Genomic DNA, 21,463 nt, shown 5'->3' with positions numbered 1-21,463 from the left:
GCCATAAAGCTAATGCCATTAGCCAACCCCTGTCAAGCGATGCCGGCCGCCTTGCACGCCTCGGCGTAGGCGCCCGCGCACAACGCGCTCGGGGTGACGAAGCCGTCCTTCACCACCGTCGAGGCGATCGTGTCCCTGGTGACGGTCACGGGGTCCAGCAGGATCGACGGGACCTGCCCCGCGCCGTTGTCGACCGTCGCGGGCACCGCCGGCCGATTGCCGCGCACCAGATCGTTGGCGAGGGCTGCGGCGGTCTCCGCCTCCGTGCGGATCGCCTTGTAGACCGTCATGTACTGGTCGCCGACGAGGATCCGCTGCAGCGCCGCGGTCTCCGCGTCCTGGCCGGTGACCGGCACCTGCGGCATCCCGGCGGCCTTCATCGCGGCGATCGCGGCACCGGCCGTGCCGTCGTTGGCGGCGTACACCCCGACGATCGTGCGCCCCCGCAGCGTCGGCAGGGTCCGGGCGGTCCAGGCCTTCGCGTTGTCCGGGTTCCACTCGGCGGTGTCCGACTCCGCCGCGACGCGGACCTTGCCGTCCAGGCCGGCGTGCGCGCCCTGTTTGAACAGCGTCGCGTTGTTGTCGGTCGGCGAGCCGTTGATCCACAGGATCTCCCCCGCCGACGCCTTCGCGCCCAGCGCCTGCAGCAGCGCCGCCGCCTGCAGCGACCCGACCTTCGCGTTGTCGAAGGAGATGTAGTAGTCGACCGCGGTCTTGAGCACGAGCCGGTCGTAGGAGATCACCGGCACGTCCGCCGACCTGGCGAGCGCGACGATCTCCCCGGCGGCGATGCTGTCGACCGGGGTCAGCACGAGGACCTTCGCGCCCTTGGCGAGGGCGTCCTTCGCCTGCTGCAGCTGGGTGTCGGCGCTCTGCTCGGCGTTGCGGTAGTCGACCTCGCAGCCCGGGCACAGCTCGGACAGCTTCTGCGCGAAGTACGGCTGGTCCCCCGCCTCGTAGCGGCTGGCCTTACGCTCCGGCAGCAGCAACGCCACCGTGGCGGACGGCCCACCGTCACCGTCGTCGGTCTCCAGCGACTGGGTGCAGCCGGACAGCACGGACACCGCCAGGAGCAGCGCGGCGAGGCGTTTCATCGACAGAATCCCCCAGCGATCAGTACGTGAAGCGGGACACCAGGCCACGCATGTCGGACGCCATCCGGGCGAGCTGGTCGACGGCCTCGCCGGTGCTCGACACGCCCTCGTTGGTCGACTTGGTGGCGTCGGCGACCCCGGCGATGTTGGTGGCGATGTCGACCGACCCACCGGCCGCCTCGTCGACGCTGTGGCCCATCGTGCGGGCGGTGACCGCCTGCTCCTCGACCGCGGCGGCGATCGAGTGCTGATATTCGCTCATCTGGGAGATGACCTCACCGATCTGCCCGATCGCGTTGACCGCGTCCTCGGTGTCGAGCTGGATCGCCTGGACCCGCTTGCCGATGTCGTCGGTGGCCCGGGCGGTCTCCCGGGCCAGGTCCTTGACCTCCTGGGCGACGACGGCGAAGCCCTTGCCGAAGTCGCCGGCCCGGGCCGCCTCGATGGTGGCGTTGAGGGCCAGGAGGTTCGTCTGCCCCGCGATCGAGGTGATCACCTTGATGACCTCGCCGATCTCGCCGGAGGACGCGCCGAGCTTGCCGATGGTCTGGTTGGTGGTGGCCGCGATCGACACCGCCGTCGCGGTGACGGTGGCGGCGTGCGCGGTGCTGCGCGAGATCTCCTCGATCGCGCCGCCCATCTCCATGGCGCCGTTGGCAACCGCGGCGACGTGTTCGCTGACCTCGTTGGCGGCGCGGGCGACCAGTTCGGCGCGGGAGTTGGCGTCGGTGGCGCTGGTGTCGATCTGCCGGCTGATCGCGGCGAGCTCCTCCGCCGCCGCGGACAGCGTCGCGGAGTTGTCGCCGAGGCTGCGGACCGCCTCGCGGGTGCTGGCGGTGGCCGCGTTCAACGCCCGGGCCATGTCACCGACCTCGTCGCGTTGCGGGATGTCCGCCTCGGCGGTCAGGTCACCGGCGGCGACCGCGGTGAGCACGCCGTGCACGCGGCGGATCGGGCGGACGATGAGCCCGGTCAGATACCGGCTGAGCAGCAGCGCGGCGGCCAGCCCGACGAGCAGCGCGACGACCATCGCGACCCGGGCCCGGCCGTAGGCGTCGGACGCGGCGCCGGCGCCGGCCCGGCCGCTGGTCTGCTCGTAGGCGAGCAGGTCGGTGAGGGCGCTCATCGCGTTGGCGGTGACGGTCGCGCCGTCGCCGAGATACGCGGCCTGGAACCCGGGGATGTCGCCGGCGGCGACGAGGGGCAGCAGCCGGTGGTCGCGGATGTTGCGGAACGCGCCCCACCAGATGGTGAAGCGGGCCAGCAGCTGCCGTTGTTTCGTCGCGGTCACGGTCCGGCCGTAGGCGGCGAGCTCCCGGTCGACGGCCGCGTCGCCGGCGGCGATGCCGTCCTGGAACGCCTTGCTGGCGACCGGGCCGTTGGACAGTGCGAGGTTGGCGACGTCGGCCTGGACCTTCATCGCCGACTGGTTCATCGCCGCCAGGTGCGAGGACGGCACGAGGTTGTCGTGGTACAGGTCGGCGGCCTTGGCGTTGACCGCGCCGAGGCTGCTCACCCCGACGCCGAGGACCACGGCGCCGACGGCGCAGCACACCAGGACCAGCAGCACGAGTTTCCGGGCGACCGGCTGATCGGCCAGCCACTGACGCCTCGACCGCTGCGACGCTGCACGCTCCACGAACCCGCCGATCGGCCGCGAAAGGTCCGACCTGAGCGATTCAGCTCACCACACCCCGCCGCAGCAGCGGTCGGGGTCACAACGCCCGGCGCAGCCACTCCTCGACACCGGCGACATGGATCGTGGCCCAGGACCTGGCGAGGTCCGGCTGCCGGGCGGTGATCGCGTCGACGATCGCCTGGTGCTGCTCGCGGGTCCGTTCGGCGGCGCCCTCCTGGGTGAGGCCGCGCCAGATCCGGGCCCGGGTCGTCGGCCCGGACAGCCCGTCGATGAGCGAGCACAGCACGGCGTTGCCGGAGCCGGCCGCGATCTGCCGGTGGAACTCGAGGTCGTTGGCGACGAGCGCCTCGATCGTCGGGTTGTCGCCGAGCTCGTCGAGGACCGTCTGGAGTTTCGCGATGTCCTCGACCGGCATCCGCTCCGTGGCCAGGGCGGTCGCGGACGGCTCCAGGATCCGGCGGACCTCGAGGAACTGCAGGACGGTGTCGTCGCGGTGGAAGTCCACGACGAAGCTGAGCGCGTCGAGCAGCAGGTCCGGGGCGAGGCTCGTGACGTAGGTGCCGTCGCCCTGGCGGACGTCGAGGACCCGGATCATCGACAGCGCCTTGACCGCCTCGCGCAGGGAGTTGCGGGACAGGCCGAGCCGCTCGGCCAGGTCCGCCTCCTTCGGCAGCCGATCACCGGGGCCGAGCTCACCCGAGGTGATCATGCCCTTGATCTTGTCGATTGCCTCGTCGGTCAATGCCATGGGTGCCTCACGCATTCCTCAGGGGCGACGATACGCCGGTGCCGCCCGGGTCGAGCTGGTAGAACGCGACGGCGGTGCCGCCGAAGATCGCGGCGCGGTCGGCGTCGCCGACGTCGCCCAGCAGGTCACGCATGGTGTCCAGGACGCCCTGGTACGAGGCGGCGAGCAGGCAGACCGGCCAGTCCGAGCCGAACATGAGCCGTTCGGCGCCGAACAGGTCGAGCGCGGCCAGCACGAACGGGCGCAGGTCCGCCGCCGTCCACGTGCGCCAGTCGGCCTCGGTGACGAGCCCGGACAGTTTCGCCGAGACGTTCGGGCACGCCGCGAGCCGGGCGAGGTCGTCCCGCCACGGCTGCGACCGGCCGGACGCCACGGGCGGCTTGCCGAGGTGGTCGAGCACGAACCGGACGGAGGGCAGGTCGGCGGCGAGGCGGGCACACTCACCGAGCTGGTCCGCGCGCACGACCAGGTCGAACGCGAGCCCGGCGGCGCCGACCGCGAGCAGCCCGGCCCGGACGTCGGCGCGGTCCAGATACCCGGCCGGCTCGGCCTGGACCTGCGCGCGCACCCCGACCAGATACTCCGCTCCGGGAAGCCGCCGGTATCGCCCCAGGGGCAGGTCGGCCGGGTCCGCCCAGGCCACCACGCCGGCGATCTGCGGCACCGCGGCCGCGTGCCGGAACAGCAGTGCGGCCTCCCCCTCGTCACACCGGCCGCCCTCGACGAGGACCGTGTGCGTGACGCCCGCCGCGTCGAGCTCGGCCCGCAGGTCGTCCGGAGTGAACGTGCGGCGGATCGGGGCGAGGGCGGGTTCGTCGAGCCAGTCGTAGCCGCCGCCCAGCTGCCACAGGTGGTGGTGCGCGTCGACCACGGTCACAGCAGGCCGGCTTCCCGCAGCGCCGGCCACAGCGCGCCGGGCGGCGGTGCGATCGCCAGGGCCGCGTTGCGGCGCACCTGCTCCGGCGAGTCGGCGCCGACGACGACCGCGGTGATCGCCGGGTGGCCGGCCGCGAACGCGAGCGCCGCCGCCGGCAGCGTCGTGCCGTGCCGGTCGCAGACGCCGGCGATCGCGCGGGCCTTCGCGACCAGGGCGGCCGGTGCGGCGCCGTACTCGTAGGGCAGGTCGGCGCCGGGGTCGTCGACGGCGAGCAGGCCGCTGTTGAACACCCCGACGTTGAACACCTCGACGCCGGCCGCCGCGCACGCGGGCAGCAGCGTCTCCCGCGCCGGCTGTTCGAGCAGGGTGAACCGGCCCGCGACCATCACCACGTCGGGCGCGTACTCGGTGACCAGGCGGGTCAGGATCGCGGCGTCCTTCGACCCGGCGCCGATCGCGCCGACCAGCCCCTCGTCGCGCAGCTCCGCCAGGGCCGGGAACCCGGTGCGCAGCGCCACTTCGGAATGCTCCTCCGGGTCGTGCAGCAGCGCCACGTCGACCCGGTCGAGGCCCAGCCGCGCCAGGCTCGCCTCCAGGGACCGCCGGATGCCGTCGCGGCTGAAGTCCCAGACCCGCCGGTGGGTGGCCGGCACCACGAACCCCTCGGTGTCCATGCCGCCGGCATAGGACGGGTCGCCGACCAGGAGCCTGCCGACCTTGGTGCTGATGGTGTACTGGTCGCGCCGGCGTCCCCGCAGCGCTTCGCCGAGTCGCCGCTCCGAGAGCCCGAGGCCGTAGTGCGGCGCGGTGTCGAAATACCGCACACCGGCGTCCCACGCGGCGTCGACGGTCGCGTGGGCCCGCTCGTCGTCGATCTCGTGATACAGGTTGCCCAGCTGCGCGCAGCCCAGCCCGAGTCTCATGCCGGCGGCCTGACCCGCAGCCCGTGCATGCCGCCGTCGACGGCCAGGACGGTCCCGGTCGTGGCGCCGGCGAGCGGGCTGGCGAGATACGCGATGGCGGCCGCCACCTCCTCGGCGCTGACCAGGCGGCCGGTCGGCTGCCGTGCCTTGAGCGCGGCGAGCTCCGCGTCCGGGTCCGCCGCCTGGGCGAGCAGCCGGCGCACCCACGGCGTGTCGACGGTGCCGGGGTTGACGCAGCAGACCCGGATACCCTCCCGCACGTGGTCGGCGGCCATCGCGGCGGTCAGCGCCTGCACGGCACCCTTGCTGGCGCTGTACAGCGCCCGGTTGGGCAGCCCGGCGTGGGCGGCGATGGAGCAGGTGTTGACGATCGCGGGATGCGCGGACCGGCGCAGGTGCGGCAGCGCGGCCCGGCTCACCCGGACCAGCCCGACGACGTTGACGTCGAGGACGCGGTGCCACTCGTCGTCGGCGTTGGTCTCCACGGTGCCGATGGCGCCGATGCCCGCGTTGTTGACCAGGATGTCCAGCCCGCCGAGGTGTTCGGCGGCGGCCTCGATCCCGGCCCGCACGGTGCCGTCGTCGGACACGTCGGCGGCGATCCCGTGCAGCGGCTCGGGCAGCCCGTCCGGGCGCAGGTCGAGGCACGCGACGCGGGCGCCACGGGCGGCCAGGTGCAGGGCCGTGGCCAGACCGATCCCGGAGGCACCGCCGGTGACGACGGCCGCGAGACCGTCGAATTCTCCTTGCACAACTCCCCCAATACATCGGAGGTCTGTTGTCTACCAGTCCTCACCTACGAAACACAAGCGCCGAAGGTCCAACATTCATCCGACCACTCCCCCATCCGGATCTTGGGGAGGGGCGGCGGCGCGGGCGCGGAACAGGTCCCGCTCCCGCTCGTTGCCGGTCAGCGCCGCGGCCCGGGCGAACTCGGCCCGGGCCTCGTCCCGCCGGCCGAGCCGGTCGAGCAGGTCACCGCGGGCCGCCGGCAGGTACGGGTAGGACGGCAGGGCACCGGCGGCCGTGAGCTCGTCGAGCAGTTCCAGGCCCGCCGCCGGCCCGGACGCCATCCCGACCGCGACCGCCAGGTTCAGCCGCACCACCGCCGACGGCGCGACGTGCGCCAGCAGCCGGTACAGGGCGGCGATCCGCGCCCAGTCGGTGTCGCCAGGGTGCAGCGCCCGGGCGTGGCAGGCGGCGATGGCGGCCTGCAGCCCGTAGGGCCCGAGTGTGCCGAGGGTCTCCGCCGCGGCGAGCGCCGCCAGGCCACGGCGGATCAGCAGCCGGTCCCACAGCCGCCGGTCCTGATCCATGAGCAGCACCGGCGCGCCGTCCGGGGCGGTCCGGGCCCGGATCCGGGCGGCCTGCAGCTCCATCAGCGCGCACAGCCCGTGCACTTCCGGCTCCGACGGAAGCAGTCCGGCCAGGACCCGGCCGAGACGGATCGCTTCCTCGCAGAGTTGCGGGCGGGCCCAGTCGTCGCCGGCGGAGGCCGAGTACCCCTCGTTGAAGATCAGGTACACGACGCCGAGCACGGCCGACAGGCGCACCGGCAGCTGCGCCGGGGGTGGCAGCTCGAACTGGACCCGCTCCGCCGCGAGGGTGCGTTTCGCCCGCAGGATGCGCTGCGACACCGTCGCCTCCGTGGTCAGGAACGCGCGGGCGATGGCGCCGGTGCCGAGGCCGCCCAGGGTCCGCAGGACCAGCGCCACCTGGGACTCGGTGCTCAGCGCGGGATGGCAGGCGGTGAAGATCAGGCGCAGCAGGTCGTCCTGGATGTGGTCGTCGAGGTCGGGCTCCTCGTCCACGACCGGCTCGGCCGCGGCGCCGAGGACCGCCAGCTTGCGGTCGTAGGTGGCACGGCGGCGCAGCACGTCGACGGCCCGGTGCTTCGCGGTCGCCATCAGCCACGGGCCGGGGTCGTCCGGGACCCCCTTGACCGGCCACTGTTCGAGGGCGATGACCAGGGCGTCCTGGGCCAGCTCCTCGGCGAGGCCGACGTCGCGCACGATCCGGGCCAGCCCGGCGACCAACCGGGCCGACTCGATCCGGAAGACCGCCTCGACCGTGTCGCGAACGTCCACAACCGGTGATTATGCGGCCATCGGCGACGCTGACTCCAGCTCGGCGGTGAACGCGACCGCGCGGCTGCGGCCACGCAGCTTCGCCGCGTACATGGCGAGGTCGGCGTGGCGCATCAGGTCACCGGCGCGGAACCCGCCGCCCCTGCCGCCGTTTCCAGGGTGCCGGGCGATGCCGACGCTGGCCCCGACGACGACCACGGCGCCCCGGACCGGGACGGGTCCGGCGACCGCGGCGATGATCCGCCACGCCACGTCCTCGGCGGTGCCGGGCGGCGTGAGCACCGCGAACTCGTCGCCGCCCAGCCTGGCGACGAGGTCGCCGCCGCACGCCTCGAGCCGGCCCGCGATCGTGGTCAGGACCCGGTCGCCGGCCTCGTGGCCGTGACTGTCGTTGACCGGTTTGAAGCCGTCGAGGTCCACGTACAGCAGCGCGACGGGCCGGCCGGCGTCGAGGCGCCGCTCGAGGGTGTCCAGCAGCAGCGCCCGGTTGGGCAGGCCGGTCAGCGGGTCGTGGTAGGCGCGGTGGCGCAGGTCGGCGACGACCTCGGCGAGCCGCCCGTTGAGCAGCCGGTTGTCGCGCAGGGCGAGCAGCTGCCGGACCAGGATCAGCACCGTCATCAGGATCATGAGCAGGAACAGCACCCCGTCGACCCGGCCGCCCTGCACGGTGAACGCGACGACGCCGGTGCACAGCGCCGCGCCGAACGGCAGGTACGGCAGGTGGTCCCAGGTCCGTCCGTCGGTGACCATGGCGGCGCTGCCGGCGATCTCCGCCGGCCGGGGTGCGCCGACGCCGACGATCGCGAACCCGAGGAACCAGCCCAGGTCGGCGACGTGCCCGGCCCGGTAGGTGCCGGCGAACACCTGCGAGGCGTACGCCGTGTCGGCGGCGAACACGAACAGCAGCCCGGTCGCGGCGACCGCCACCGAGCGGCGCCGGGGACCGCGGGTCTCATACAGCATCAGCAGGGTGATGCTGCCGATGAGCACGTCGCCGATCGGATACACGGCGGCACCGAACACGGCCGTCCCGCCGGCGCCGGCGCGGTACAACGGGCCGAGGATCACGACCCAGCTGATGAAGCACAGGCTGGCGGCCATGATGAGCCCGTCGAGGGCGGCGCGGATCGAGCCGAGCCGGCGGGTCGCCGCCATCCACGCCGCGCCGGTCGCCATCAGCACCGCGGCCGCGTTGAACACCACGGTCGCCAGCTGCGGCGGGCCGACCAGCCACGCCAGCTGCCCCATGGACCAGGCCATGAGCCCCGCGCCGAGCAGCCGCAGCCCGACCCGGATCCGGCCCTGCGCCGGGCGGGCGGACTGCAGCCAGCGCAGCCCGACGCCGAGGGTCAGCACGCAGGTGGCCCAGCCGACGAGGGTGCCGCCGGGGTGCCGGAGCACGGCGGCCAGCAGCCCGGCGGTGAGGACCAGGGCGGCCGCGGTCTGGCGGAGGCGTGGCGTCGCGTGCATGTGCTCACCTCCCCGGGTCGTCTGTCGACGGGGTCCTATCGACAGCGCGAGCGCGAACGTGGCGGAACGTGGCACGGGTCACCGGCCTGCTGCACATGTGTCCATACATAACAGTGACCAGGGTGAGCACGGAGGGTGCACTTTATGCTCACCCGCGGCTACTCCATTCCCTTCTTCCCCGGGGTCCAGAACGGCTTCGTCAGCACGGACCGGCGGGGCCAGCCGCGGTCGCGGACCAGGTGCTGCCGGACCGCCTGCACGTCGCGGGCCTCACCGGCGACGTAGGCGAGGCCGGGCCCGTCCGGCAGGGTCAGCGCCTCGACCGCGGCGAGCAGGCCGCCGCGCCCGGCCCAGTCGATGTCGCCCGGCAGCGGCAGCCGGTCGGCGTCCTCGGCGCACTCCACGACGGTGCGGGTCGGGCTGCCCGGCGGCAGCGACCGCAGCATCGCGCCGAACGCGACCGACGCGGTCTCCTCCCCGGCGAAGAGGTGCCACGGCGCCGGCCGGATCACGAAGTCGCCCTTCGGCTTGCTCAGCAGGACCTCGACGCCGGGCGCGGCGGCGGCGAGCCACCGGGCGCCGGGGCCGTCGCCGTGCAGCAGGCCCTGCAGCTCGATCGCGTCGTCCCGCCGGTCCCAGACCGAATAGGTGCGCAGCAGCGGGGCGATCGCGTTGGCCGGTCCGACGTCGACGCGGACCTGCTGGCCCGGCTGCCAGCCGGCGGTGCGCAGCGCCTCGGCGCGCAGCCGGATCCACCGGAACCGCCCGGACGTGGCGACCTCGTCGATGCGCGCGCGGACGAACAGCAGCTCCAGCAACGGGTTCCTCATGGGCCATGACGGTACGGCCGGCCGCCGGATTCCGGCCGTTGGGCTACCGCATCCCGGCATCGCCGCGTGCGACGCTGCGGACCGTGAAGCGGACCCTCCCGGACTGGCTGGTGCTGCCCGGTGCATTGACCTTCATCGTGTCGCTCGGCAGCTACCTGCAGGTGGCCCGGCTCGAAGGGCCGCAGCTCGACGACCCGGACATCGAGGTCTATGTGCAGGCCGGCGCCGCGTTCCGGCACCACGAGCACGTCTACGACCTCGCGTTCACCGCCGGGCACTGGCCGTTCACCTACCCGCCGGTGACGCTGCTCGCCTTCGACCAGCTGTCCCGGCTCGGCAGCACCCACGCCCTCGTCGCGCTCAACGCGCTGACCGTCCTCTCACTCGTCGTGGTCTGCCTGCTCAGCCTCCGGATGGCGGGCCTGCGCGGCCGGCTCGGGCTCACCGGCGCGGCCCTCACCCTCGCCGCCGGCAGCCTGTGGCTCGAACCCGTCCAGGCCAACCTCAACGACGGCCAGATCAACATGATCCTGGTGCTGCTCGTCATGGCCGACTTCGCGCTGCCCGACGGCCACCGGCTGCGCGGCGCCGCGATCGGTGTGGCGACGGCGGCGAAACTGGTCCCCGGCATCTTCATCGTGTACCTGCTGATCACCCGACGGTTCCGCGACGCGCTCACGGCCACCGGGGTGTTCGCCGCCCTCACCCTGCTCGGTTTCGCCGCCGACTGGCGGGACTCGGCCCAGTACTGGTTCACCGGCATGTTCGCCAGCTCCGGCCGGGTCACCCAGGACGCCGCGCTCGGCGGGTCCCTCGACCAGTCGCTGCACACCCTCGCCGCCCGCTGGACCGGCTCCGACGGCGTCTACTATGCCCTGGCGCTGGTCGTCGCCGTGGCCGGGTTCGCCGTCGCCCGCGCCGCCTGGCTGCGCGGCGAGGAACTGCTCGGGGTCGCCTGCACCGCGCTCACCGGCCTGCTCGTCTCGCCGGTGTCGTGGACGTACCACTACGCCTGGATCGTGCCCGTCCTCGTCGCGACCGCCGCGGTCGCCGCGCAGGTCCCGGCCCGGCTGCGCTGGCTCTCCGCCGGCCTGCCCGGCCTGCTCGTCCTGGCCTTCCTCGCCTGGCCGATGCAGGGCCGCGACGAACACGTCGCCGCCCCCCGCGGGCTGCTGTGGCACCTACCCGACATCGAGGACCCGAGCACCTGGCACGGCGTGCAGCGGGTCGTCGGCGACACGTACACCCTGGTCAGCCTGGGGCTGCTGGCCCTGGCCGCACTCTGGCTGTTCCGGGCGAAAACCACTGTCGAGCCGGCGCCGGAGATGGCAACGTCTCCCGTGTGACCTACCTTCAGCTGAACCGCGCGCAGTGGGACGAACGGGCGCCCGCACACGCCGCCTCGCCCGGTTACTCCCGGCAGCGGTTCATCGACGACCCGTCCTACCTGAGCCACGAGGTCCGCTTCGACCTGCCGCGGCTCGGGCCGATCGACGGGCTGCGCACCGTGCACCTGCAGTGCCACATCGGCACCGACACGCTGTCGCTGCACCGGCTCGGCGCCACGGTCACCGGCCTGGACTTCTCCGGCGCGTCCCTGGCCGAGGCCCGCGCCCTGGCCGCCGCGACCGGCGCCCCGATCGACTACGTCGAGGCGGACGTTTACGACGCGCCTTCGGTGCTTCGCGGTCCCTTCGATCTCGTGTACACCGGCATCGGCGCGCTCTGCTGGCTGCCGGACATCAAGCGCTGGGCCGGGGTCGTCGCCGCGCTCCTGCGCCCCGGCGGCCGGCTGTTCATCCGCGAGGGCCACCCGATGCTGTGGGCGATCGACGAGACCCGCGCCGACGGTCTCCTCGCCGTCGACCAGGCCTACTTCGAACGCGTCGAGCCGCTGGTCTGGGACGAGGACGGCACCTACGTCGAGACCGACGTGACGTTCTCGAACACCGTCACCCACCAGTGGAACCACGGCCTCGGCGAGATCGTCACCGCGCTGCTCGAGTCCGGCTTCTCGCTGACCATGCTGCAGGAGCACGACAGCGCGCCGTGGGACGCCCTGCCGGGCCGCACCGTCGAGGACCCGCACGGGGAGCACCGGCTCGCCGACCGTCCCTGGCGGCTGCCGCAGACGTACACCCTGCAGGCGGTGCTCCAATGACGCTCTAGAATCTGGTTTTCCGCCAAGGTTTGGGAGCTCGCGTGTCCGCAGACTCATCTGACGCCGTCGCGGCCGCCGCCCGCGCGGCCCGGGCCGCCGCGCCGTCACTCGCCGCGGCCCCGGCCAAGACGATCGACGAGGCGCTGCGCGGCATGGCCCGCCGCCTGGGCACCGCCCGCGACGCGATCCTCGCCGCGAACCACGAGGACCAGGCCACGGCCGCCGCCGACGGCATGAGCGGTGGCCTGCTCGACCGGCTCAAGCTCGACGAGACGCGCCTGGAGGCGATGGCCGCCCAGCTCGACATCCTCGCCGACGTCGCCGGTGAGCCGGCGCAGCGCACCATCCGCGCCCTCGACGGCGACCTGGTCCTGCAGGAGTGGCGGCGCCCCGTCGGCGTCATCGGCGCCAACTACGAGGCCCGCCCCAACGTCACCGTCGACGTCGCCTCCCAGCTGATCAAGTCGCAGAACGCAGGCGTGCTGCGGACCGGCTCGGCCGCCCTCGCCTCCGCCGTCGCCCTCATGGACACCGTCGTCGCCCCGGCCCTCGCCGAGGCCGGCCTCGACCCCGCCGCCGTCCAGCTCGTGCGCACCCGCGGCCGCGACTCCGCCGAAGCCCTCGTCTCGCAGCCCGGCCTCATCCCCCTCGTCATCCTCCGCGGCAGCGGCGACAGCACCCGCAGCCTCGCCGAACGGGCCGCCCTGCACGGCGTGCGCACCCTCGCCCACGCCGACGGCGGCGGCGTCCTCTACCTCGACGCGGCCGCCGACCCGGCGAAGGCCGCCGCCCTCATCGACGCCGGCCTCGACCGCCTCGGCGTGTGCAACCGGCTCAACCTGCTCCTCGTCCACGAGTCCCTCTGGTCCTCGACCGTGCCGGGGATCGTCTCCGCGCTCGCGGCGCGCACCCCGTCGATCGCCGCCTCGCTGCCGCCGCACAGCCACGCCCTGGGCTACGAGTGGGCGCTGGACTCGGCGGGCGAGGCGACCGTGACGATCGCGCCGGTGCCCTCTGCGTTGGCGGCGGCGCAGTTGGCCAACGACGCAACGTCCGGGCTGGCGGCGGGCATCGTCACCGAGTCCGCGGCCGCGGCGCGGGAGTTCCTGGCCGCGTATGCGGGGACCGGCGCATTCTGGAACGCAACGACCCGGCTGCTGGACGGGTTCAAGCTGCTGGCGCTGCCGGAGACGGGCATCAACATCGACCGGGTGCCTGGGCCGCGGGGGCCGGTGACGTTCCGGGATCTGTCGCTGCGGCAGTACGTGGTGGTGCCGGCGGCCCGGGCTGCTGAGCTCGCCGGGTAGTTCGGGGTTGCGGTTCGCGTAGGGATTCCGACCAGACCTTCAAATATTCACGATCGCGCAAGGGGACTTTGGGGTTCCCGCCCGGCCGCTGGCGCGTCCGTGCGACAGGGTGGCGTGGTCCCGGTCCGTGCCGTCTTGCGGTGATCCCAAGCCAGGTCCGCACTCACATGGTCCAGCGCCGTCGAGGTCGTCATTCGGTGGTGCCACACCGCCGCCGGTCACAAAAGCCGCAAATCTCCCCGCCCCGCCCTCGCCGGACCCGACGTTCGAACTACCTGGTGGATTACTGACCGCCCGCGGTCACTAATCCACCAGGTAGTTCAAGACTGCCGCTCCGGACCCGCAGAACAACCCGGTGCATCCTCGCTACCCGGTGGATCGCTGTTGTCCTACGGGGGGGTAATCCACCGGGTAGTTCAAGATTTCCGTTCCGGAGCGCTGGTACCACCCAGTCCAGTGATCGATGGTTTTCGTTTTTTGGCTGCAGACGGTGTTGTAGCACCGAATGATGACCTCGACGGCGGTAGACCATGCGAGTGCGGACCTGGCTTGGGATCACCGCGAGACGGCTATCAGGGTGACCACGCAACCCTGTCGCACGGACGCGCCAGCGGCCGGGCGGTGCCATCAAGTCCCCGCAACGTTGGGCGAATATTTGAAGGTCTGGACGACCAGAGGAGTCAGGCAGTCGCAGCGGTAATCGTCGCGATCTCAGCCGGAGTCAACGCCACCGAAGCCGCCGCCACGTTCGACTCCAGGTGCGACACCGAGCCGGTCCCCGGAATCGGCAGGATCGCCGAGGAGCGGCCGAGCAGCCACGCCAGCACCAGCTGCCGCGTCGAAACCTCGTAGCGCGCCGCGATGTCCGACACCGCCTGCACCCCGTCGAGGTTCTGGATCGGCGCCCACGGCAGGAACACGATCCCCTCCTGCTCGCAGAGGTCGACGAGCGACTCGGAGCCGCGGTCGTCCACGTTGTAGCGGTTCTGGATCGACACGATCGGCGTCAGGGCCTGCGCGACCCGCAGCTGCGCCTCGGTGAAGTTCGAGACGCCGATGTGGCGGATCTTGCCGGCGTCCTTGGCCTCGACGAGGGCGCCGATCGAGTCCTCCAGAGGCACCCGCGGGTCGGGGCGGTGGAACTGATACAGCGGGATCTGCTCGAGGCGCAGTTTGCGGAGGCTGCCGTCGATGGCCTTGCGCAGGTGGGCGGGGTCGCCGTTGGAACTCCACTCGTTGGGGCCGGACCGCTCCAGGCCGCCCTTCGTGGCGATGACCAGGTCGTCGGCGTAGGGGTACAGCGCCTCCGCGATCAGCTCCTCGCTCGTGTCGGGGCCGTAGGAGTCGGCGGTGTCGATGAAGGTGACACCGAGCTCCACGGCGCGGCGGAGCACCGCCACGGCGTCGGCGCGGCTGGGCGGGTCGCCCCAGATGCCGGCGCCGGTGATGCGCATGGCCCCGAAGCCGAGCCGGTTGACGGTCAGGTCACCGCCGAGGTCGATGGTGCCGGCCGCCCCGGCGTGCGCGCTGATCTGCTGTGACATGCGGCGGGATCTCCTTACAACAAAAAGCAGGTAACCAGCCAAACCTATCCACGGGGCGGCGGTATTCCGGATCCAGTGGGTGGGATGCGTGGTGAATTGCTTATGGATTCGCGGCGGCGGGTGTGGGTATGGTGCGCAGCACGCCAACGCCAACCCGTCTGGAGTGATCCGATGAACGCATTCGACCCGACCGGGGTGGACCCGGACAGCCCGGAGGGCCAGGCCAGGGCAGCCGCGCGGCGCGAGCACGAGCAGGCACAGAGCCGCGCCGTGCACGAGGCCCGCGGTGGACGCATCGACGACGGTGCGGTCGACTCGACCGGTCAGCTGGTGCGTGAGGCGCGCCGCGCGACTCAGCTCGACGAGGACATCTGAGTTTCGCGCTTGGTTGCGTACATGCGGGCGTCGGCGCGTTGCAGCAGTGCCTCGGCGGCCTTCGGGTCGCCGTCGACGACGCCGACGCTCGCCCGCACCAGCAGCTGGTGACCGTCGACGGGCACCGGCACCTCCAGCAGGTCCAGGAACCGGTGGGCGACGGCCTCCGCGGCGCGCACGTCGAGGCCGGGTAGCAGCACCGCGAACTCGTCCCCGCCGATGCGGGCCGCGGTGCCGCCGGACGGGACGCTGGCGGCGAGCCGTTCGGCAACGCCCACCAGCACCGCGTCCCCGGCGTGGTGGCCGTGGGTGTCGTTGACGGCCTTGAAGTCGTCGAGGTCGACCAGCAGGACCGCCGCGACCCGGTGCGACGCGGCGGCGGCGAGCCGCGCGTCGAACAGCGCCCGGTTGGCCAGGCCGGTCAGGCCGTCGTGGGTCGCCTGGTGGCGCAGCTCGTCCTGCAGCAGCCGGGCCTGGGTCGCGTCGCGGGCGTTGCTGACGTATCCGCCGACGCTCGGCAGGTGCAGCAGGTTTCGGCTGACCACGTCCAGCCAGCGCCAGGAGCCGTCGGCGTGCGCGTAGCGGACCTGGTAGCTCACCGACGCGTTCGGGGCGGCCCGCAGGGTGTCCATCGCGGTGGCGAACGCCGGCAGGTCGTCCGGGTGGACGTGGGAGACGACGGTCGTGCCGAGCACCGCCGCGGGCGACTTGCCCAGCAGCCGCTCCGTCGCCGGGGTCACGTAGGTGAGCGCGCCGGAGGCGTCGACGATCGAGGTGATGTCGGTGGAGTGCGCGAGCAGGGACCGGAAGCGTTCCTGCTGCGCGCCGAGCTCCGACAGCAGGGCCGCGTTCTCCCGGAAGGCCAGCAGCTGGCGCACGACGACCAGGGCCGTGGTCGCGGCGAGACCGCCGAGCAGCAGCCACACGTCGGGGCCGAGCCCGTCGCGCAGGACGATCGGGAGGGCCGCGAAGAGCCCGACGAGCGTCGTGTACGGCAGCAGACTGTACGGCCGCCGCGCCGGGCGCACGGAACGCACCGGGTCCAGGCGCACCGAGTGCTCCTGCAGCCGCGGCCCGAACGCCAGCAATGCCGCGGGCAGGACCTGCGCGGCCAGCAGCAGCCGCTGGTGGGTGCTGTCGGCGTTGACCAGGGCACCGACGCCGCCCTGGATGGCGGCGGCGGCCAGCATCGGCGCGGCGGCGAGCACGGTCAGCGGCGCGTTGCCGCTGAGCACCAGTTTCACCGCGGAGAACGCGGTCATGGCGATGATGACGGTGCCGAGCAGCAGCGCCACCGGCGCCCCGCCGACGCCGCCGGCGTGCGGCAGGAGCAGCAGCCAGATGAGCACGCCGGCACCGACGAGGACGGCGCCCGCGTCGAGCCAGAAGCGCACCTTCGCCGCCGTGGACGGCAGGTGCGCGGGGTGGGTGAGCATGACCCAGATCAGCCAGCAGGTGCCGGTGAGGATCGCGCCGGCCTGGAACGAGTTCGGCACCGCCGCGGCGGGTCCGGGGTGCAGCCAGGCGACCGCGGTCTGGCTGAGGTCGCCGACGACGAAGAACACCGCGGCCTGCCCGGATCGGCGCCAGAACCGCCGCGCGTCCGCGGGGACGCCCGGCATCGCCGCGACCCGCCGCGTGAAGATCCACAGCAGCAGGTCGTAGCCGGGCAGGGCGGACCAGAACAGCCGGACGCCGCCCGTGCCGGCGAGCAGCAGCGCGATCAGGAGCACCGACCCGGCGGTCAGTGCGATGAGCACGGGGTCGCGGCGTAACTGGGGTCTCACGGGGTCAGCGCCGGGTTGAGGCGCAGGAAGGCGGCGTCGACCTGGGCGACCGGTCCGGGCCGGGCGAAGTGGTAGCCCTGCGCGAGCCGGCAGCCGAGGTCGTGCAGCAGCTGCGCCTGCTCCTGGGTCTCGATGCCCTCCGCGATCGCGGGCAGCTGCCGGCTGGTGCCCAGCTGCAGCACCGCGCGGGTGAACGCGTGGTCCTCCCCCACCTCCTGGGACGTCGGCACGAACGAGCGGTCGATCTTGAGGATGTCGACGGGGAGCTGGGTCAGGTACGACAGCGACGAGTACCCGGTCCCGAAGTCGTCGATCGCGACCCGGATGCCGTGCGTGCGCAGCCCGTCGAGGGCGGCGAGCAGCGGCGCCGCGTCGTCGGCGACCCCGACGAACACCGACTCGGTGATCTCCAGGACCAGCGCGGCGGCCGGCAGCCCGGTCCGCGCCAGGGTGCGCAGCACCTGGTCGGCGAAGCCGGGTTCGGCCAGCTGCCGCACCGAGACGTTCACCGTCAGCGACGTACCGTGCCGGTCGTGCCAGTCCTTCGCGTCCCGGCACGCCTGTTCGAGGACCCACGCGCCGATCGGGACGATCATCCCGGTCTCCTCGGCGACGGGGATGAAGTCCAGCGGCGGCACCGGGCCGGTCGGCGGCGTCCACCGCAGCAGCGCCTCGACCGCCACGATCCGCGCCGACGGCAGCTCCACCACCGGCTGGTAGTGCACGGTCAGCTCGCCCCGCTCGATCGCGTGCCGCAGGCCGGCGCTGATGCGGGTGAACGTCTCCCGGGCCGCGCGCAGTTCGGGCCGGTAGACGCTGACCCGGTCCCGGCCGGCCCGCTTCGCCGCCCGCAGGGCCAGTTCGGCGTCGGCGACCGCGTCGCGGGGCGCGGCCTTCGGCGTGAGATGCACCAGTGCCAGGCTGGCGGTCAGGTGTACGGTCCGCGTCCCGATCACGATCGGCGCCTTCAGCTCGGCCCGCAGGTGCTCGGCGAGGTGCTGGGCGCGCAGCGGGTCGACGTCCTCGACGAACAGCCCGAACTCGTCGCCGCCGAGCCTGGCCAGGGTGTCGGCGGGCGCGGCGACGCCCCGCAGCCGGTCCGTGACCGCGACGAGGACCTCGTCGCCGAAGCCGTGCCCGTGCGCGTCGTTGACGTCGGTGAAGCGGTCCAGGTCCAGCAGGATCAGCGCGTGCCGGCCTGATCGTCGTTTCTCGTCAGCGCCCACTCCATGCGCTGGATCAGCAGCGCCCGGTTCGCCAGGCCCGTGGTCGGGTCGTGCAGGGCGCCGTGGCGCAACTGGTGCTCCAGTGCCTCCCGCTCGACCAGGGCCTCGGCCAGGTCCCGGCCGCGCCGCTCCAGCTCACCGGCGTGCAGGTCCAGCTCGGCGGAGCGCCGTTGCGCGACCCGGGCGAGCCCGCCGAGGCGCAGGACCAGCAGCAGCGACAGGCTCCCCGACACCGTCGCCGGCACCATCAGGTGGTCGCCGTCGCCGTCGGTGAAGGTCCGCTGGAGGACGAACATGAGCGGGCCGATCACCGCCGCACCCGCGAAGGCCACGATCCGCGCGCGGGACATCGCCTGACCGTCGCCGGACGGCTCCTGCGAGCCGGTCACCGGCAGCTCACGCCGCAGCCCGGCGAGGCCGAGCACCAGGTACGACAGCAGCCACAGCGCGTTGTCGAGCAGGTCGACCGAGCGGGTCGTGCCGGTCGCGGCGTGGGCGAAGAAGATGAAGTTGCCCGCCAGCAGCAGCCCGGCGCCCAGCAGGACGAGGCGGTTGGCCGGGCTGGACCGCGCGTCGGCGAACAGCACCCGCACCCCGGTCGCGAACAGCACCAGGTCGCACATCGGGTAGAGCAGCGCGAGGGCCGTCGCGCCGGGGCCGCCCGGGTCGGCGTGGTGCAGATACGGGTGCACCAGGAACATCCAGTCGACGAGCGCCGGCCCGGCCGCGATGATCGACGCGTCGAGCAGCGCGGTGCGGGCCCGCCCGCCGGCAGCGCGGACCAGGCCGGCCATCAGCAGCCCGTAGGACGCCAGGTAGCCGATGTCGTTCCAGGACGGGAACGGCACCGCGCCGTCGTGCCGCACATCCTCGACGCACCACATGACGTCGGACGCGAGCCGCACCGCGAACCCGAGCACGACCAGTCGCCACGGCGCGGCCACCGTGCCACGGTTTCGCCACACCCGGAGCAGCAGCGGCGACGCACACACGATCGCGGTCAGCAACCAGATCACGTGGCCGAGCCGCCCCGTCGTCAGCGACGAGGCGACGATCCCGGCCGCGCCGAAGGCCAGCAGCACCCGTTTCGTTGTGTGCACACACGCCTCCTGTCAGTGACCTCTGTTGAGTCCACCTCCGGGTGGTTGCGCGCCGGTTGCCCGGCGGGTTGCCGTGTGGTTCGCCGCCGATCCGGGAAGGAGGTGTCCATGCGGTGTCTGAGTGGGAGGTACCGCCTCGGCTCGAAACTCGGCCAGGGCGGCATGGCGAGTGTCTGGCGGGCGCACGACGAGGTCCTCGACCGGGAGGTCGCGGTCAAGCTGCTCACCTCAGAGCACGCCGCCGACCCCGACGCGTTCGACCGCGCCCGCAACGAGGCCCGCTCGGGTGCCCGCTTCGCCCACCCCAACGTCGTGGCCGTCTACGACTTCGGCACGTCCCGCCGCGGCGGGCGCGGCACCGCGTATCTGGTGATGGAGCTCGTCGAAGGGCCGCTGCTGGTCGAGGCGATGCGGGCCGGGCCGCTCGACTGGCAGGTCGCCGGCCGCATCTGCGCCGAGGTCGGCGCCGGGCTCGCCGCCGCGCACGGGCACGGGATCGTGCACCGCGACGTGAAGCCCGCCAACATCGTCCTCACGGCGGCCGGCGCGAAGATCCTCGACTTCGGGGTCGCCGCGCGGGTCGGGCACCCGTCGGAGCGGGTGCTGTTCGGCACTCCCGCCTACCTGGCGCCGGAGCGCCTCGACGGCGGCCCGGCGAGCCCGGCCGCCGACGTGTACGCGGTGGGTGTGCTGCTGTACCAGTGCCTGACCGGCCGGATCCCGTGGCCCGTCGACACCGACGAGCAGGTGCTGCACGCGCACCGGTTCACGCCGCCGGCCGAGCTGCCGCCGATCGACGGGCTGCCACCGGAGATCGCCGAGCTGTGCGCCGCCTGCCTGTCGAAGGTCCCCGAGGTCCGGCCCACGGCGGTCGCCCTGGCGCTGATCCTGGCCGCCGCGGTCGACGTGCCGGTGCACGTCCCGCCGGTCCTGACCCACCGGCCCGCCGCGCCCGCTGCGCATGCCGCGCTCAACGCGCCGACGCTCGCCGTCTGAGCCGGACGCGGTGACCCGCACCGCCCGATCGGGGACCGCCGGCGTCGTCGGCCGACCGTGACCGTCGCCGGCCGACAGTGAGCGTCCTCAGCCGACAGTGAGCAGGGCGATCACGACCAGGAGCAACAGGACCGTGGTGGCGGCCAGCCACCAGCGGCGGCGAATCCGGCGGCGGCGGGCCCGGTCCCGGCGAGCCCGGGCCCGGCGGCGGGCGGCAGTGCGCCGCGCGTCGTGCCTGCGGCGCTCGGCGTCCGCTCGGGCCGGCTCGACCTTCGCGGGCACGGCCTGGGCCGGCTCATCCCGTACCGAATCCACCGACATGGATTCAAGGGGAGCGGGGTCGGGGCGTTGGGCCGGCACGGGCGGGGTGGCCGCTTCGGCGCGGGCGATGAGCTTCGCCACGCGCAGGCTGGCCGCGCGCATCCGGGCCGCCTTCTTCGCGCTCAGCTTGCGGCCCTCGATGATGCTGCAGGCCTGGGCCACGGCGACGACCAGGACCGGATTGCTCACCAGGTCGCGGTGGCCGATGAGCAGCGCCGCGACCATGTTGCGGTCCACCCGCAGCCCAGGGGCGAGCTGGTGGGCGCGGACGACCTCGGCGATGTGGCGGCGGGTGCTCTTCGGGCGACGCTCCGGGCGCGCCCGGCCGCGGGGGCGGCTGCGGCCGCTGTGGTCCGCGGTCCGCGCGGCCGCCGCGACCAGGGCCGCGACGAGCGACTCGACGGCCCGGTCGGCCTCCTGCCAGCGCAGTGCCATCGCCTCGGTCAACTCGGTCGTCTCCTGATGCAAACGTCGATCGGCGGCTGACCGAACCGTACCCGTTCGGCCGCCCGGCGAATCTACGCCTTCAGCGTCCGCAGAATACGCGCCAGGGTCGCCCGGTCGTCGGCGTCGAGGTCGGCGAAGAACCGGTCGGCCTCGGCGGCCCGGGCGGTGCGGATCGCCTCGCCGATGTCCTGCCCCGCCTGGGTCAGCGCGACGAGCGTGGCGCGCCGGTCCGCCGGGTCGGGACGGCGCCCGACGAGCCCGCGCTCCTGCAGCCCGTCGACGACCTCGGTGGTCGAGCGCGGCGCGATGCGCAGGTGGTCGGACAGCTCGCTCAGCCGCATGACGCCGTGCCGCATGAGGACCGCCACCGCGCGGGACTGCCCGGGGGTGATCCCGATCGGCTCGAGCGTCTCGTGGGTCAGGTGCCGCAGCCGGCGGGCGACGCTCCAGAACACCTCGGCGAGACTCTCGTCACGGCCGTCGTCGGCATGCTTCACGGGAATACGGTAGCAGGGGTTAGTGTTGGAGCCT

At 73.3% G+C, this 21,463-nt stretch carries 20 protein-coding genes; 5 read left to right on the top strand and 15 right to left on the bottom strand.

Features of this window, described 5'->3' with window-relative positions; genetic code table 11:
- Window positions 1-32: 32 nt before the first annotated feature.
- The 9 genes from ACFPIJ_RS63085 to ACFPIJ_RS63045 all read right to left on the bottom strand — a co-directional run bounded on the left by ACFPIJ_RS63085 (window position 33) and on the right by ACFPIJ_RS63045 (window position 9,668).
- Window positions 33-1,094: a sugar ABC transporter substrate-binding protein gene (locus ACFPIJ_RS63085; protein WP_380129182.1), complete on the bottom strand. Its 1,062-nt coding sequence runs from the start codon at window positions 1,092-1,094 to the stop codon at window positions 33-35.
- A gap of 19 nt (window positions 1,095-1,113) precedes the next feature.
- A complete protein-coding gene (locus tag ACFPIJ_RS63080; protein ID WP_380129181.1) occupies window positions 1,114-2,733 on the bottom strand; it encodes a methyl-accepting chemotaxis protein in 1,620 nt (539 codons plus the stop codon).
- Between the two features lie 76 nt (window positions 2,734-2,809).
- Entirely contained in the window at window positions 2,810-3,481 is a 672-nt protein-coding gene (locus ACFPIJ_RS63075; protein ID WP_380129180.1) for a FadR/GntR family transcriptional regulator, read from the bottom strand.
- A gap of 7 nt (window positions 3,482-3,488) precedes the next feature.
- Window positions 3,489-4,358, bottom strand: coding sequence for an amidohydrolase family protein (locus ACFPIJ_RS63070; protein WP_380129179.1), 870 nt, complete (start codon window positions 4,356-4,358; stop codon window positions 3,489-3,491).
- Window positions 4,355-5,281, bottom strand: coding sequence for an aldo/keto reductase (locus tag ACFPIJ_RS63065; RefSeq protein ID WP_380129178.1), 927 nt, complete (start codon window positions 5,279-5,281; stop codon window positions 4,355-4,357). Before ACFPIJ_RS63065 ends, ACFPIJ_RS63070 begins: the two co-directional genes overlap by 4 nt.
- Window positions 5,278-6,033: an SDR family NAD(P)-dependent oxidoreductase gene (locus tag ACFPIJ_RS63060; RefSeq protein ID WP_380129177.1), complete on the bottom strand. Its 756-nt coding sequence runs from the start codon at window positions 6,031-6,033 to the stop codon at window positions 5,278-5,280. The genes ACFPIJ_RS63065 and ACFPIJ_RS63060 overlap by 4 nt, the downstream gene beginning before the upstream one ends.
- Before the next feature lie 75 nt (window positions 6,034-6,108).
- Window positions 6,109-7,368 carry an RNA polymerase sigma factor gene (locus ACFPIJ_RS63055; protein WP_380129176.1) on the bottom strand — a complete coding sequence of 420 codons (1,260 nt, stop codon included), beginning with the start codon at window positions 7,366-7,368 and terminating at the stop codon, window positions 6,109-6,111.
- Window positions 7,369-7,377: 9 nt separating this feature from the next.
- The gene (locus tag ACFPIJ_RS63050; RefSeq protein WP_380129175.1) at window positions 7,378-8,838 is read right to left on the bottom strand and encodes a diguanylate cyclase domain-containing protein; all 1,461 of its coding nucleotides are present in this window, start codon (window positions 8,836-8,838) and stop codon (window positions 7,378-7,380) included.
- A gap of 158 nt (window positions 8,839-8,996) precedes the next feature.
- A complete protein-coding gene (locus ACFPIJ_RS63045) occupies window positions 8,997-9,668 on the bottom strand; it encodes a siderophore-interacting protein (protein ID WP_380129174.1) in 672 nt (223 codons plus the stop codon).
- A gap of 83 nt (window positions 9,669-9,751) precedes the next feature.
- Here ACFPIJ_RS63045 and ACFPIJ_RS63040 point away from each other — a divergent pair, with 83 nt between their 5' ends.
- Genes ACFPIJ_RS63040 through ACFPIJ_RS63030 form a run of 3 tightly spaced genes read left to right on the top strand, consistent with a single transcriptional unit; the run spans window position 9,752 to window position 13,136 of the window.
- Window positions 9,752-11,014, top strand: a complete 1,263-nt coding sequence (locus tag ACFPIJ_RS63040; RefSeq protein ID WP_380129173.1) for a glycosyltransferase 87 family protein — start codon at window positions 9,752-9,754, stop codon at window positions 11,012-11,014.
- Window positions 11,011-11,829 (top strand): class I SAM-dependent methyltransferase, encoded by an 819-nt coding sequence (locus tag ACFPIJ_RS63035; RefSeq protein WP_380129172.1) that lies wholly within the window; start codon window positions 11,011-11,013, stop codon window positions 11,827-11,829. Before ACFPIJ_RS63040 ends, ACFPIJ_RS63035 begins: the two co-directional genes overlap by 4 nt.
- Before the next feature lie 41 nt (window positions 11,830-11,870).
- A complete protein-coding gene (locus ACFPIJ_RS63030; RefSeq protein WP_380129171.1) occupies window positions 11,871-13,136 on the top strand; it encodes an aldehyde dehydrogenase family protein in 1,266 nt (421 codons plus the stop codon).
- Between the two features lie 680 nt (window positions 13,137-13,816).
- On the opposite strand, the gene ACFPIJ_RS63025 is transcribed toward ACFPIJ_RS63030, so the two are convergent.
- Entirely contained in the window at window positions 13,817-14,680 is an 864-nt protein-coding gene (locus ACFPIJ_RS63025; protein ID WP_380129170.1) for an aldo/keto reductase, read from the bottom strand.
- 171 nt (window positions 14,681-14,851) lie between these two features.
- On the opposite strand from ACFPIJ_RS63025, the gene ACFPIJ_RS63020 reads away from it, so the two are divergent.
- The gene (locus ACFPIJ_RS63020; RefSeq protein ID WP_380129169.1) at window positions 14,852-15,055 is read left to right on the top strand and encodes a hypothetical protein; all 204 of its coding nucleotides are present in this window, start codon (window positions 14,852-14,854) and stop codon (window positions 15,053-15,055) included.
- Here ACFPIJ_RS63020 and ACFPIJ_RS63015 read toward each other — a convergent pair.
- From ACFPIJ_RS63015 to ACFPIJ_RS63005, 3 genes are read right to left on the bottom strand one after another with little or no spacing between them, the layout of a single operon-like run.
- Window positions 15,034-16,842 (bottom strand): diguanylate cyclase domain-containing protein, encoded by a 1,809-nt coding sequence (locus ACFPIJ_RS63015; RefSeq protein WP_380129168.1) that lies wholly within the window; start codon window positions 16,840-16,842, stop codon window positions 15,034-15,036. The two genes, ACFPIJ_RS63020 and ACFPIJ_RS63015, sit on opposite strands and share 22 nt — an antisense overlap.
- Window positions 16,839-18,068 (bottom strand): putative bifunctional diguanylate cyclase/phosphodiesterase, encoded by a 1,230-nt coding sequence (locus ACFPIJ_RS63010; RefSeq protein WP_380129167.1) that lies wholly within the window; start codon window positions 18,066-18,068, stop codon window positions 16,839-16,841. Before ACFPIJ_RS63010 ends, ACFPIJ_RS63015 begins: the two co-directional genes overlap by 4 nt.
- The gene (locus ACFPIJ_RS63005; RefSeq protein WP_380129166.1) at window positions 18,026-19,168 is read right to left on the bottom strand and encodes a hypothetical protein; all 1,143 of its coding nucleotides are present in this window, start codon (window positions 19,166-19,168) and stop codon (window positions 18,026-18,028) included. Before ACFPIJ_RS63005 ends, ACFPIJ_RS63010 begins: the two co-directional genes overlap by 43 nt.
- A 108-nt stretch (window positions 19,169-19,276) precedes the next feature.
- Here ACFPIJ_RS63005 and ACFPIJ_RS63000 point away from each other — a divergent pair, with 108 nt between their 5' ends.
- Window positions 19,277-20,164 carry a serine/threonine-protein kinase gene (locus ACFPIJ_RS63000; protein ID WP_380129165.1) on the top strand — a complete coding sequence of 296 codons (888 nt, stop codon included), beginning with the start codon at window positions 19,277-19,279 and terminating at the stop codon, window positions 20,162-20,164.
- 87 nt (window positions 20,165-20,251) lie between these two features.
- On the opposite strand, the gene ACFPIJ_RS62995 is transcribed toward ACFPIJ_RS63000, so the two are convergent.
- Entirely contained in the window at window positions 20,252-20,953 is a 702-nt protein-coding gene (locus tag ACFPIJ_RS62995) for a hypothetical protein (protein WP_380129164.1), read from the bottom strand.
- Window positions 20,954-21,003: 50 nt separating this feature from the next.
- Window positions 21,004-21,429, bottom strand: a complete 426-nt coding sequence (locus ACFPIJ_RS62990; protein WP_380129163.1) for a MarR family winged helix-turn-helix transcriptional regulator — start codon at window positions 21,427-21,429, stop codon at window positions 21,004-21,006.
- Window positions 21,430-21,463 lie beyond the last annotated feature (34 nt).

Source organism: Dactylosporangium cerinum (assembly GCF_042653625.1).
Lineage (GTDB): Bacteria > Actinomycetota > Actinomycetes > Mycobacteriales > Micromonosporaceae > Dactylosporangium > Dactylosporangium cerinum.
Note: the sequence above shows the minus strand (reverse complement) of the source record. Positions and strands in the feature narration are given on the sequence as shown.